This window comes from Lysinibacillus sp. BNK-21 (assembly GCF_048684915.1).
Lineage (GTDB): Bacteria > Bacillota > Bacilli > Bacillales_A > Planococcaceae > Lysinibacillus > Lysinibacillus capsici.
Window position 1 is genome coordinate 4,467,563 of the sequence record NZ_JBLQTS010000001.1, and the last position, 12,192, is coordinate 4,479,754.

The window sequence follows — 12,192 nt, forward strand, 5'->3', positions numbered from 1 at the left end:
GGCTGTTTTATGAAATGGAAAAAGCCTTGAACACACATAAGTGTGTCAAAGCATCCTTCCAATTATTGAATCCATTTATTGAGTGCGTGATAATCTGGATATTGTCTCAGCGAATCCTCACATTGCTCACAAATGCAGTGCACAGTCGTTTGACCATGTTGATCTTTCTCAACATAATCATCCGCTTCTCCCAATTCGAAAATATGCAGCTTTCGAATTGTATCATCTGCATCAAATGGTAGTGTCCCTATTTCTACTTCACAATGCCGACATCGATAGCGAACTGACATCTCCAAATCATCCTCCTTTAAGCAACTTTCTACTTAAAGTATAGACATTTATAAAAAGGATTATGCACTTTTCACTGTCATCCTCATTGCAATAACTTGAAAATTAGAGAATTAATTTTTACCTGTAGCTAAGACTATTCACTACAAATATTAGCTGTAATAATAGTGTAAGACAGTTCATTACTCACCTTACACCATGCCAATTATCCAAAAACTTTAACAGAAATTTTATTACTTCCATCTATTTGCTTGCGTTAAAGTGATTCATCACATCAAGAAACGGCTTTGAAAGAGATGCTTCAACAGCGTTTACAGAATTTACAATGGCGTCTTGCATAAGAACTTGGTCTTCCTTCGAAAATTTAGCTAACACATAGTCTGCTACCTTCATGCCCGCTGGTGGACGATTAATGCCCACTCGAATACGATTAAATTCCTGAGTGCCTAAATGTTGAATTAATGATTTAATGCCGTTATGACCACCTGCACTCCCTTTTTGTCGCAGACGTAATTTACCTGTCTCTAAATCCAAGTCATCATAAATGACAATTAAGTCTTCTACCTCTATGTCAAAATAGTCCATTAGGGGACCAACACATTCCCCTGATAAATTCATATATGTTAATGGTTTAACAAGTAGAACCTTTCCTTCTGGTCGATGTACAGTTGTGTACATCCCGTTAAATTTTGAATTTGTTAAAGGTGTTCCCCATTTTTCTGCTAACGCATCAATAACATCAAAGCCAATATTATGTCTTGTATGCTCATAAGGTTTACCTGGGTTTCCTAAACCAACGATAATTTTCATAAGTACCTCTCTTCTTTCAAATCTAATAGTCATTATTTTACCATATAGCATGCCTAGAAAGCATTTTGTACAATTGTTAAAAGACATAAAAAATAAGGCTAACAAGAAAGCTATAGCCTTCTTATTAGCCTTAAGCGTATTTACTTTTATACTGACTCTTGCCCTTCTTCATTTTCTGTAGTCTCTTCCTCTACAGAAACAGGCGCCACAATGGTTACTAACATATAATCATCTTCACTAATAATTTCAACAGGTGTAGCATCGCGAATATCTGCTACTGTTAAGGATTCCCCAATTTTCAACGATGAAATGTCCACATCAATTGATTCGGGTAACTCTGTTGGCTTTACTTTAACTTTTAATTCTAAGTTAGGCTGCATTAAAATACCGCCCTCACTCACACCAACTGACTGTCCAAGTAATTTAATCGGGACATCAGCTTCTAGCTCTTCCGCCATATTAATGGCTAAAAAGTCAATATGATTTACTTCATCTTTCAATGAACATTGCTGAATCTCTGACACAACAGCATTCACCTTTTTCCCCTCTAACTCTAGCGAAAACACACTATTTTGCCCATTTTTTTGAATGGACTTTTTAAAATCTTTTGCAGCAATAGAAATTGGGGTTGAATCTACTTTGTAGCCGTAAATAACTGCAGGAATGGCTCCCCCTTTTCTAAGTTGGGTTAATGTTGAACGATGCCCAGTTTCGCGCTTTGTAACACTTAATACTGTACTCATACTTCTTTATTCCCCTTCCAAGAAAATTATTTACGCCTCAACAATAATTCGTTGTAGGCTATGATAATACTTAGCTCTATTTGTTTAAGGTAGAGTAAATATTATTAAGACACATTATTATTATACCCCTTTGTGAGAAGGCTCACACATAAAACACTCATCTATTTCTTCGTCTTGATGAAATAGTGTCCAATTTATATAAAAAAGACCAATCTACTCAAAGAGTAGATTGGTCTTATACTTACAATATTTATTAATCAAATAGAGTACTTACAGATTTATTTTCATAAACGCGAGAAATAGCATCCGCCATTAATTTAGCTACAGAAAGCTCTGTAATTTTTGGAGATTTTTTCTCGTCTGAAAGCTGAATTGTATTTGTCACCACTAATTCTTTAATAGCAGAGTTTTCAATACGTTCAATTGCTGGACCAGATAATACAGGGTGTGAACAGCAAGCGTAAACTTCTTTTGCACCAGCAGCACGTAACGCATCTGCCCCAATTGTAATTGTACCTGCTGTATCAATAATATCATCAATCAAGATTGCCACTTTACCATCAACATTACCAACAATGTTCATCACTTCCGCAACGTTTGGTTTCGGACGACGTTTGTCAATAATTGCAATCGGTGCTTTTAATCGTTCAGCCATTTTACGAGCACGTGTTACCCCACCATGATCTGGTGAAACAATAACGATCTCATCTCCTGGAATACCTTTAGATTTGAAGTAATCAGATAGTAATGGTACTGCCATTAAGTGGTCGATTAGGATATCGAAGAAACCTTGGATTTGAGGTGCGTGTAAATCTAATACGATAACACGTGTTGCACCAGCAGTTTCAAGTAGGTTTGCCACTAATTTAGCTGTAATTGGCTCGCGCGCTTTTGCTTTACGATCTTGGCGTGCATAACCATAATAAGGCATTACAACGTTTACTGTACGAGCAGATGCACGTTTAACTGCATCTACCATAATTAAAAGCTCCATTAAATGTTCGTTTACAGGTGCAGAAGTAGACTGCACGATAAACACATCACAACCTCGAATACTTTCTTCAATGCTAATTTGAATCTCTCCATCACTGAAGTGCTTAACAGAAGATTTACCTAATTCTACGCCCATTTCCTGCGCAATTTCTTGAGCTAATGGATTATTAGAGTTAAGTGAAAATATTTTTAATTGTGAGTTTGCATAATGATACGGCATGATGGCCTCCTGTTTAGTTGATAATTATTTTGAATTTAATTTGCTTACATAATTCGGTTTGTTTTCTTGTCTTGCACGAGCTATGGCAAGTGCATCTTCAGGAACTTCTTTTGTAATTGTAGAACCTGCTGCAATAAATGAACCTTTTCCAACTTTCACTGGCGCTACTAAGTTAGTATTACATCCTACAAATACATCATCTTCAATAATTGTTTTGAACTTGTTTTTTCCATCATAGTTTACTGTAATGGAACCACAACCAATATTGACGTTACTACCGATCTCAGCATCGCCAATATAACTTAAATGTGAAACTTTCGAGCCGTTATCTAGCTTGCTTTTCTTCACTTCTACAAAGTTACCAATTTTGACATGACTACCTATGTCTGAAAGTGGTCGAATATGAGCAAATGGCCCAATAGCAGTATCCTCTGCAATAGCGCTTTCACGGACAACTGAAGAATGTATAGTTGTACGATCACCAACGCGGCTATCTATGATTTGAGTGTTTGGCCCGATAATGCAATCTTCACCGATCACAGTAGCACCTTCAATCATTGAGCCAGGTTGAATCACCGTATCACGCCCAATAACTGCATCTGCACTAATATGCGTTGTTTCAGGATGGATAATTGTTACACCATTCCGCATATGCTTCTCGTTGATTCTTGTACGCATTAATGTCTCGGCTTGTGATAAAGCCACGCGATCGTTAACACCTAGTGTTTCTTCAAAATCATCAGTGACATATGCTTCAACAATATCACCTTGCTTTTGTAAAATTTCAATGACATCTGGTAAATAATATTCACCTTGAGCATTATCATTTTTCACAAGCTTCAATGTTTCAAATAATAATTTGTTATCAAAGCAATATGTGCCTGTGTTTATTTCTTTTACTAATTGCTGCTCTGCTGAAGCATCCTTTTGTTCAACAATTTGCTCCACCTGTCCGTTACTGCCACGTAATATACGGCCATAGCCAGTTGGATTTTCAGCAATTGCAGTTAAAATAGTTGCTTTAGCATTCTTTGCTTGATGATGTTCGAATAGAGCTTGCATCGTTTCAGGACGAATTAGTGGTGTATCTCCACATACAACTAATGTTGTACCTTCTTCATTACCTAAAATGGCCTCTGCTTGTTGCACAGCGTGCGCTGTACCTAGTTGTTCAGCCTGCAGCACATACTCACTTTTATCACCAAGCTGTTGTTGCACTTTTTCAGCACCATGTCCGACAACCGTTACAATGCGATTCACATCTAACGTCTGAATATGATCCACCACATGTTGTACCATTGGTTTCCCACATACTGGATGGAGCACTTTATATAATTTGGACTTCATACGTGTACCTTGACCTGCAGCCAAAATGACAGCAAAAATATTGCTCATCTGTAAGTCCTCCAATACGCTCATTTTCTCTTATGACTATATAGCAAAATTCATCTATTTTCAAGGCATGTAGAGTTGACAAAAACATGAATTCCTAAATCCAATGCACCTTATGCTCGAATGTCATGAAGTATATCCTGAAATTGCTCATATTATCTTTTTATCAAAATAAAAAGAACCCTTCCAACTAGAAGAGTTCTTCTTATCTTTTTTACCGTAAGTTTGTAACATATCCTTAAAAAGTAAGTTATTTACTATTTATTACACACCGATTCCCTCTAATTCTTCTTCTTTACCAGCTTCCTCTATTTCACTAGAGTTATGATACTCGTTTAAAATGATCTCCTGAATTTTATTTCGAGTATCAGAATTAATTGGATGAGCAATATCTCTAAATTCCCCATCTGGTGTTCGTTTACTAGGCATAGCTACAAATAAACCAGTATTTCCATCAATGACACGAATATCGTGAACAACAAACTCATTATCAAGTGTAATGGAAGCAATCGCACGCATGCGACCATCCGTCTGTACCCGACGTAATCTCACATCAGTAACTTCCATTTTCTCACCACCTCTCTTCTTGGATGCCTAAATGAAAATATTATATTCTCAATTACCGAATATTTTCCTTTTCATAGTCTATCAAATTTTCTAAAAAATTTGAATACTTATTAGAATAATATTTTTTCTTATATACGTAATTTTTGACAATTGTTTGTCGGCGTAAAAAAACCCACTAAAAAGAATAAAGATTCTCTTTAGTGAGCTTAATAAGTTTTATTTATTTTACGATTGCGATTACTTCGATTTCTACTTTTACATCTTTCGGAAGACGGGCTACCTCTACAGCTGAACGAGCTGGTTTATGATCACCGAAATGATTTGCATAAACTTCATTCATCGCTACAAAGTCATTCATATCTTTCATAAAGACCGTTGTTTTTACAACATTATCTAAAGAAGTTCCAGCTTCCGCTAAAACAGCTTTTAAATTAGCAAATACTTGATTTGTTTGTACAGTTATATCGCCTTCCACTAAATCACCTGTAGCTGTTAATGGAATTTGACCAGAGCTATAAAACATTCCGTTAACAATAATACCTTGTGAATATGGTCCGATTGCTGCTGGTGCATTTGTTGTTGCTACTACTTTCATTTGTCATGTCCCCTTTTAGAAAAATAGTTACCTTCACTTAATGCAATTGTTCGATCTTTTTCATTAACTTCATGAAGCTTTACAAGTGAATAATAATCATCTACTAATGTTTCGTCCGCATGCTCAGCCTCCACAAGCACTGCAATGCCTGCTAGCTGACAGTCAAACTCCTCTAAGAGATTTTTCATGCCATTCATAGTACCGCCGACCTTCATAAAGTCGTCAGTAATTAATACACGTTGTCCACTCTTCATGCTTCTTTTTGATAATACCATTGTCTGAATTCTTCTGGAAGAACCAGATACATAGTTAATGCTTACTGTAGAACCTTCTGTTACTTTACTATCTCTTCTCACAACAACCACTGGTACATTTAAATGTCTTGCAATGGCATGAGCGATGGATATCCCTTTAGTTGCTACTGTCATTATGACATCGATTTGTTGATCTGCAAAGGCCGAAGCAAAGACCTTTCCTACACGATTAATTAAATCTGGGTTTCCAAGCAAGTCCGTCATAAATAAGTAACCACCTGGTAACAATCGATCTGAATGTTCTAGCTCTGCTTTTAAATCTTGAATCACTAAACGTACTTCAGCCTCGGACATTTTCGGAATATACTTTACTCCTCCTGCAGCACCCGGCACTGTCATCAATAACCCGATTCCTTTTTCTTCGAATGTTTCTTTTACAATCGTTAAATCTTCACTAATGGATGACTTAGCAGATTGATATAGTTCTGAAAAATAAGTTAGCGGGATCAGCTGATGTGGATGTTCTAGTAAGTAGTACGTCATATCAACTAGTCGTTCACTACGCTTCCATTTCATGCGACCCTCTCCTAAACACGAATATTTATAGGTAAAATTAACACAAATTTGCGTTTCTAAGCAAGCGTATTTCGCTCACCCAAAATTCGTACTGCATAAACTTCCTCACAAAAACCACGTAAACCATTATAAATGCGACTTACACGAGCTTCACTATCCACTAGCCCAAATACAGTTGGACCGCTTCCACTCATTAGCGTGGCATCTGCCCCAAAGCGCTTCATTTGTTCCTTTAACATCACAACTTCTGGGTGTAGCTTAAATGTTACAGTTTCCAAAACATTTCCTAATGAAGAACATAATAGCTCATAATCTTTTGTCTCTATAGCTTGTATCATCTGCTGTGTATTGGGGTGTTGCAGTCCTTCAACCTTAAGACCCCCATAAACTTCTGCTGTCGACACACCAATTTTAGGCTTAGCTAGTACAACCCAACAATTAGGTGGAGCTGGTAATTCCTTTATTTTTTCGCCTCGTCCTGTAGCGAGTGCCGTGCCTCCGTAAACACAAAACGAAACATCCGAACCAATTTTAGCACCAAGTTCCGCTAATTCATCTATTGATAAACCTAAATCCCACAGTTCATTTAGCCCTTTTAATGTTGCAGCTGCATCACTACTACCTCCTGCGAGTCCTGCTGCTATGGGGATTTCCTTTTCAATCGTAATGGATACACCTTGTCTAATGCCATATGTATCTTTAATGAGACGCGCTGCCTGATAAGCAAAATTACGATGGTCATTTGGTACAAAATTATCTGTTGAAATTATTTGAATAACACCATCTTCTCGAGATTCAAGACTGATACGATCAGCTAAATCGACTGTTGTCATAACCATCTCCACTTCGTGAAAATTATCCGGTCTTTTATAAAGTACATCTAATGTTAAATTAATTTTTGCAGGCGCCTTTACATAAAGCATCTTTCTTCCTCCTTATAGCTACACGTATAAACAGTTCTTTTTTTCGCGCAAGATTATTCATTTTATTTTACCATATTGAGAATACGAAAATGGAAAAAAAGAACCGTTTACCCTATTCGGAGTAACGGCTCTCTCTCGTCAGTTGTATTTGTTGTGTCAGTAAGGATTTTCATCCCTGCTGAATGAAACTTTATAAGATGACTATTTTAGCAAAAACAGTCTACTTACGCTCTTGCTCACTACTTGCCCGTTCTGCCATTTCTATGGCACGTTTGACCATATTACCAGCATCACGAGCTTTTATGCCGCCCCAGCCTTCCTTTTGCACAACATCATAAAATCCAAGTTCTTTTGCGATCTCTTCTTTTAAACGAGGTGACATGATACCTTTTCTAGGCATATAAACTCCTCCTTTAACAACTGACGAATTTAGTATGCCCGTGAAAACGCAAAACACTCATGTATTTTTAATATACATGAGTGTTTCTAAAATATAGAAATAAGTACTAGAAACTATTTTGCGACAGCAGCCTTTGCTTCGTCTAAAAATGTAATCTCTACTGCTTCAGTTAAAATATCTGTGTAGCTATACGATACGCGCTTGCACGTATTGTCTTCTTGATCGAGCTCTACTACAAAGATGGCGCGATATGTCTCACGTAGTATCCCTGCACACTCAACCGTTTTCTTGCGACCACCGTTTGCTTTTAATTGCAAACGTTTACCCAAATGACAATCCAACGACTTTTTAATGTCCGCTAAAGTTTTTGGCATTTTCGCTTACACCTCACTAATAACAAGTATAAGCTAATGGCCCAAAAATGTCAACAAAATATAATATTTTATCAGCCTCTTATAAATCTTGTCAACTTATTTTTTATAAAAAAATATATATTTTTTTACATATCCGAAAAATTGTTAACAAAAATTTTTACTTTGCAAATACAGGATGCAGTGCATCAGCTAATTTCCCAAACTCTTGAATTGAAAGTGTTTCTCCACGGCGAGTTGGCTCAATATTTGCTAACTCTAATGCCTGTAAAATTTGATCCTTTTGTGCCTTTCCATTAGGTAAACCAGATTGCAGGTTATTATAGATTGTTTTTCTTCGCTGTACGAATGAAGCACGCGTTACAACAAATAAAAAATCCTCATCTATTACTTTTACTGGTGGTTCCTCATGCTTAATAAGGCGAATTACTGCAGAGTCGACGTTAGGTTGCGGCATGAAAACGGTTTTTGGCACTGTCATCGCAATATCTGCTTTCACGTAATATTGTATTGCAATTGATAAAGAACCATATTCTTTCGTCCCTGGCTTAGCTGTTATACGGTCTGCTACCTCTTTCTGCATCATCACAACAAAACCACGGATCGGTAATCGGTCATTGAGTAACTTCAGTAAAATTGGGGTCGTTACATAATACGGTAAATTTGCTACAACCATAATATCATCAATACCTGGCATCTCATCTGCAATTACTTTCTCCACATCTGCCTTAAGTATGTCAGAGTGAATAATAGACACATTATTATATGGACTAAGCGTATCTTCTAGTACAGGTAATAAACGTTGGTCAATTTCAAAGGAAACTACCTTTTTAGCGCTTCTCGCCAAATGCTCAGTTAATGCCCCAATCCCAGGACCAACTTCAATTGCGCCACTATTCTCAGTTAAATTGGCGTGACTCACTATATTTCTTAAAATGTTCGGGTCAATTAAGAAGTTTTGACCTAAACTTTTTTTAAATGAAAAACCATACTTTTTTAATATTTCTTGTGTTCGAATTGGTGTAGCAATATCCTTATGCATCATTTTCCTCCTGATCTAACTGTGCGATAGCCGCACCAAATTGCTCCTCTGTAATCTGAAACATTTTCAATCTTTTATGAAGTTGTTTACCATTTGTAGCACCTATATTTAAAATTTCCCCTAGTCTATCACGACGCTGCTTTGATTGTGGATGTCCAATTAAACGAGCAGTCATTAAATCTTCCAGTGTAATTACCGCTTCGTTTAGCAACTCATGTGTAGGGGTATAGACATGTTGTAGTGCTTCACGTATATCCTCATCAGCAGCATGCTCAATCCCTAACCCTTTACCGTTTTTAGCGATCGTTTTCGCTTTTGGTAAAAAGGCATGCTTCACCCCTTTTACACGCTCCTCGATAATGGCGCGTATTCGACGTCCTGGATAGTCTGGATCAGTAAATACGATAACTCCACGTTTTTCTTGGGCGTGCTGAATTCGCTTTAACGTTTCTTCAGAAATTGCAGATCCATTCGTTTCTATAGTATCTGCTTGTACAGCACGTTTAATAGCTGTCGTATCATCTTTTCCTTCAACAACAATAATTTCTTTAATTTGCAAAAAGGCTCCTCTTTTCTATCTACCTTATCTTCTGACCATTTTACAACTGCTCTATACGATTTGTACAGGAATACAAGGTTCAGATGAGCTTATCTTATTCAACTTTCTCTCTACATACCTACAACATCATTTGCTAAAAAAATAATAAAGAAGCCTTCCCGCCAGTCAAAACAGGAAAGCTCCATTTGTGAAAAACATTTTGATTAATTTTACAATTTTTTTAATTTAATACTTTAACGCGCACTTTCTTACGTCCCCAGTTACGTGCTTGGGCATCTGTTTGTACAAGTATGTCAATCTTATTACCCTTAATTGACCCACCAGTATCCCCAGCTATAGCAGTTCCATAGCCTTCTACCCAAACCTTTGATCCTAACTTAATAACAGAAGGGTCAACTGCGATCACCTTCAAGCCAGAATTTGAACGTAGGTTTATACCAGTTGCTGATGTACCAGTACAACCGTTGCAATATGGTGTATATGCTGTTGCCGTTACATAAAATTCTTTTCCGTTAGTAGGCTCTGCTGAACCACGTGACACAGTTGCTGCACTTGCAACAATTGTTTTTGTGCCTACAGCAACCACTTGTTTCTTCGGCTCTTTTAAAACTTTCTCAGATTGTAGGTTTTTTGCCACAACCTTACCGTTTTCTTTGACAACCTCATACGTACGAGAAATCGAACCCTTCTCGCCCGTTGCTACTACTTTTTGTTTCCCCTTTTGCAATGAAGCATCCTGCTTCTTTTCAACTGCGAAATCTAAAGAGTCTTCCACTACATCGATAACCTTTTCTACGCGAACTACTGTGATTTTACTCTCCGGAGTAATAACGTTCTCCAGGTTATTTTCGACACGATCGAATTCATTTAGCTGAATTCCTTGTTGTTTTAAAAAGTTAGCGACCGTAGTCGAAGTGGACCATACTTGTCTTTTATTTACGCCATCGACAAGCGCTACTTGAAACGCTTTTTGAATATCGATTTTGTTTTCTGCTCCTAGTTCAGTATCTAGACCTTGCGCTAAAGAGTCATGTTCAGATACTTTAATATTTGCTTCCTTCAAAATGTCCTTCACAAGTGTTTCAGTTGTCCAAACTTTTGACTGATTTCCATCAACTGAAATAGTTACTTCTTTTGCCTGTTCCCATGTAATTGCTAATCCATTAACAATTTTGGTGTTCAGAGAGGGTGAAATTTTGTCATGCTCTGCTATATCTATATTTTGATTTTGTAATAATTGTTCTACAGTTTTGGCATGTGTTGATACTTCGATTGTTTCTCCATTTGCTTCAAGCTTAACGGATTTTTTCGTACCTTGGTAAAGCACGAAAGAGATTACAGACACAAACAGGACAAGTGAGATAATTCTTATCACTGTTTGCTTACTCCTCAATGATCCTAAGAACAAGTTTTTCATGGAATTATTTGACATGAAAAAACGCCTCCTTAATACAAGGTTGGATTATACGGACTAGTTTTGGCACTGTCAACCCGAAAGTATTTCTCTGAAAATTGACTTCTTGTTTTTTGCCAACCACAAACCCTGTATTGGAGGCATCTAAGCTAGTTAATTGTCAATCCCAAAAAAATTTTTCGCATTGGCTGTAGTTGCTTGTGCAATTTCCTCAATTGTCAACCCTTTCAAACGTGCGATTTCCTCAGCAACTAAAGGCACGAAAGCGGGTTCATTGCGCTTACCTCGATGTGGATGTGGAGCTAAATAAGGAGCGTCTGTTTCAATCATCAAATGCTCAAGAGCTATTTCTGTAGCTACTTCCTTTGGTAGACGTGCATTTTTAAATGTCACTGGTCCCCCAAGACTAATCATAAAATTCATTGCTATACATTCACGCGCTGTTTCTACACTTCCACTAAAGCAGTGCATAACACCCCCTACGGATGCAGCATTTTCTTCACGTAAAATTTGTACAACATCACCTGTTGCATCCCTATTATGAATAACGATTGGTAAATTGATCTTTTGAGCTAATTGAATTTGCTTGCGAAAAAGTTCCTGTTGAACGTCTTTTGGAGACTTATCCCAATAGTAGTCCAATCCCGTTTCACCAATGCCAACTATTTTTGGATGTGAAGCTAATTGCTCAATCCACTCTAAATCTTGTTGAGTACAATCAATAGCGTCTACTGGATGCCAGCCAATGACACCGTAAACAAAATCATATTGCTCTATTAATTGCATTGTTCTCTCAATGGTTTTACGGTCGAAACCAATAACTACCATTCGTTCTACTTTAGCTTCAAGAGCTCTATCAATCACTTCTTGAAGATCTTCCTCATACTGATCTGCGTTTAAATGTACGTGTGTATCTATAAACATCTTCATTCTCCTAACATTGATTTTATTAAAATTTATTATTTCATATTTTTCGTGATCATTACAATTTCATTACAAACTATTCGACATTGTGACATTCCACTTAATCGACATTACCACAAGT

General features: G+C 37.1%; 15 protein-coding genes. All 15 read right to left on the reverse strand.

Features of this window, described 5'->3' with window-relative positions:
• Positions 1 to 62 precede the first annotated feature (62 nt).
• On the reverse strand, positions 63 to 290 hold the full coding sequence (locus ACMGGO_RS22365; RefSeq protein ID WP_016993788.1) for an anti-sigma-F factor Fin: 228 nt from the start codon (positions 288 to 290) through the stop codon (positions 63 to 65).
• Positions 291 to 531: 241 nt separating this feature from the next.
• The gene (gene pth, locus ACMGGO_RS22370) at positions 532 to 1,098 is read right to left on the reverse strand and encodes an aminoacyl-tRNA hydrolase (protein ID WP_016993791.1); all 567 of its coding nucleotides are present in this window, start codon (positions 1,096 to 1,098) and stop codon (positions 532 to 534) included.
• A 146-nt stretch (positions 1,099 to 1,244) separates the two neighbouring features.
• The gene (locus ACMGGO_RS22375) at positions 1,245 to 1,841 is read right to left on the reverse strand and encodes a 50S ribosomal protein L25/general stress protein Ctc (RefSeq protein ID WP_066038161.1); all 597 of its coding nucleotides are present in this window, start codon (positions 1,839 to 1,841) and stop codon (positions 1,245 to 1,247) included.
• Positions 1,842 to 2,094: 253 nt separating this feature from the next.
• Positions 2,095 to 3,054: a ribose-phosphate diphosphokinase gene (locus ACMGGO_RS22380; protein ID WP_004229183.1), complete on the reverse strand. Its 960-nt coding sequence runs from the start codon at positions 3,052 to 3,054 to the stop codon at positions 2,095 to 2,097.
• A 24-nt stretch (positions 3,055 to 3,078) separates the two neighbouring features.
• A complete protein-coding gene (gene glmU, locus ACMGGO_RS22385) occupies positions 3,079 to 4,449 on the reverse strand; it encodes a bifunctional UDP-N-acetylglucosamine diphosphorylase/glucosamine-1-phosphate N-acetyltransferase GlmU (RefSeq protein ID WP_103117249.1) in 1,371 nt (456 codons plus the stop codon).
• Positions 4,450 to 4,710: 261 nt separating this feature from the next.
• Positions 4,711 to 5,013, reverse strand: coding sequence for a septation regulator SpoVG (spoVG, locus tag ACMGGO_RS22390; RefSeq protein ID WP_048395448.1), 303 nt, complete (start codon positions 5,011 to 5,013; stop codon positions 4,711 to 4,713).
• 220 nt (positions 5,014 to 5,233) lie between these two features.
• Positions 5,234 to 5,608: a RidA family protein gene (locus ACMGGO_RS22395; protein ID WP_004229189.1), complete on the reverse strand. Its 375-nt coding sequence runs from the start codon at positions 5,606 to 5,608 to the stop codon at positions 5,234 to 5,236.
• Positions 5,605 to 6,438 carry a pur operon repressor gene (purR, locus tag ACMGGO_RS22400; protein ID WP_004229190.1) on the reverse strand — a complete coding sequence of 278 codons (834 nt, stop codon included), beginning with the start codon at positions 6,436 to 6,438 and terminating at the stop codon, positions 5,605 to 5,607. The genes ACMGGO_RS22395 and purR overlap by 4 nt, the downstream gene beginning before the upstream one ends.
• A gap of 56 nt (positions 6,439 to 6,494) precedes the next feature.
• Positions 6,495 to 7,361 (reverse strand): 4-(cytidine 5'-diphospho)-2-C-methyl-D-erythritol kinase, encoded by an 867-nt coding sequence (gene ispE, locus ACMGGO_RS22405; protein ID WP_048395447.1) that lies wholly within the window; start codon positions 7,359 to 7,361, stop codon positions 6,495 to 6,497.
• A gap of 220 nt (positions 7,362 to 7,581) precedes the next feature.
• A complete protein-coding gene (locus ACMGGO_RS22410; RefSeq protein ID WP_004229193.1) occupies positions 7,582 to 7,761 on the reverse strand; it encodes a small, acid-soluble spore protein, alpha/beta type in 180 nt (59 codons plus the stop codon).
• 113 nt (positions 7,762 to 7,874) lie between these two features.
• A complete protein-coding gene (gene veg / locus ACMGGO_RS22415; RefSeq protein ID WP_004229199.1) occupies positions 7,875 to 8,135 on the reverse strand; it encodes a biofilm formation stimulator Veg in 261 nt (86 codons plus the stop codon).
• A 157-nt stretch (positions 8,136 to 8,292) separates the two neighbouring features.
• Complete coding sequence (rsmA, locus tag ACMGGO_RS22420) at positions 8,293 to 9,174, reverse strand: 16S rRNA (adenine(1518)-N(6)/adenine(1519)-N(6))-dimethyltransferase RsmA (protein WP_048395444.1); 882 nt, start codon at positions 9,172 to 9,174, stop codon at positions 8,293 to 8,295.
• Positions 9,167 to 9,733, reverse strand: coding sequence for a ribonuclease M5 (gene rnmV, locus ACMGGO_RS22425; protein WP_048395443.1), 567 nt, complete (start codon positions 9,731 to 9,733; stop codon positions 9,167 to 9,169). Before rnmV ends, rsmA begins: the two co-directional genes overlap by 8 nt.
• A 220-nt stretch (positions 9,734 to 9,953) precedes the next feature.
• Positions 9,954 to 11,165, reverse strand: a complete 1,212-nt coding sequence (locus ACMGGO_RS22430; RefSeq protein WP_048395441.1) for a G5 and 3D domain-containing protein — start codon at positions 11,163 to 11,165, stop codon at positions 9,954 to 9,956.
• 135 nt (positions 11,166 to 11,300) lie between these two features.
• Entirely contained in the window at positions 11,301 to 12,071 is a 771-nt protein-coding gene (locus ACMGGO_RS22435; protein WP_048395439.1) for a TatD family hydrolase, read from the reverse strand.
• Positions 12,072 to 12,192: the final 121 nt, after the last annotated feature.

What these genes read in the sequence shown, in the direction of transcription:
- ACMGGO_RS22410 (WP_004229193.1), bottom strand. Translation starts at nt 7,761, where the DNA reads ATGCCTAGAAAAGGTATCATGTCACCTCGTTTAAAAGAAGAGATCGCA.
- spoVG (WP_048395448.1), bottom strand. Translation starts at nt 5,013, where the DNA reads ATGGAAGTTACTGATGTGAGATTACGTCGGGTACAGACGGATGGTCGC.
- ACMGGO_RS22375 (WP_066038161.1), bottom strand. Translation starts at nt 1,841, where the DNA reads ATGAGTACAGTATTAAGTGTTACAAAGCGCGAAACTGGGCATCGTTCA.
- glmU (WP_103117249.1), bottom strand. Translation starts at nt 4,449, where the DNA reads ATGAGCAATATTTTTGCTGTCATTTTGGCTGCAGGTCAAGGTACACGT.
- ispE (WP_048395447.1), bottom strand. Translation starts at nt 7,361, where the DNA reads ATGCTTTATGTAAAGGCGCCTGCAAAAATTAATTTAACATTAGATGTA.
- ACMGGO_RS22380 (WP_004229183.1), bottom strand. Translation starts at nt 3,054, where the DNA reads ATGCCGTATCATTATGCAAACTCACAATTAAAAATATTTTCACTTAAC.
- ACMGGO_RS22430 (WP_048395441.1), bottom strand. Translation starts at nt 11,165, where the DNA reads ATGTCAAATAATTCCATGAAAAACTTGTTCTTAGGATCATTGAGGAGT.
- ACMGGO_RS22395 (WP_004229189.1), bottom strand. Translation starts at nt 5,608, where the DNA reads ATGAAAGTAGTAGCAACAACAAATGCACCAGCAGCAATCGGACCATAT.
- pth (WP_016993791.1), bottom strand. Translation starts at nt 1,098, where the DNA reads ATGAAAATTATCGTTGGTTTAGGAAACCCAGGTAAACCTTATGAGCAT.
- veg (WP_004229199.1), bottom strand. Translation starts at nt 8,135, where the DNA reads ATGCCAAAAACTTTAGCGGACATTAAAAAGTCGTTGGATTGTCATTTG.
- purR (WP_004229190.1), bottom strand. Translation starts at nt 6,438, where the DNA reads ATGAAATGGAAGCGTAGTGAACGACTAGTTGATATGACGTACTACTTA.
- ACMGGO_RS22365 (WP_016993788.1), bottom strand. Translation starts at nt 290, where the DNA reads ATGTCAGTTCGCTATCGATGTCGGCATTGTGAAGTAGAAATAGGGACA.
- rsmA (WP_048395444.1), bottom strand. Translation starts at nt 9,174, where the DNA reads ATGCATAAGGATATTGCTACACCAATTCGAACACAAGAAATATTAAAA.
- ACMGGO_RS22435 (WP_048395439.1), bottom strand. Translation starts at nt 12,071, where the DNA reads ATGTTTATAGATACACACGTACATTTAAACGCAGATCAGTATGAGGAA.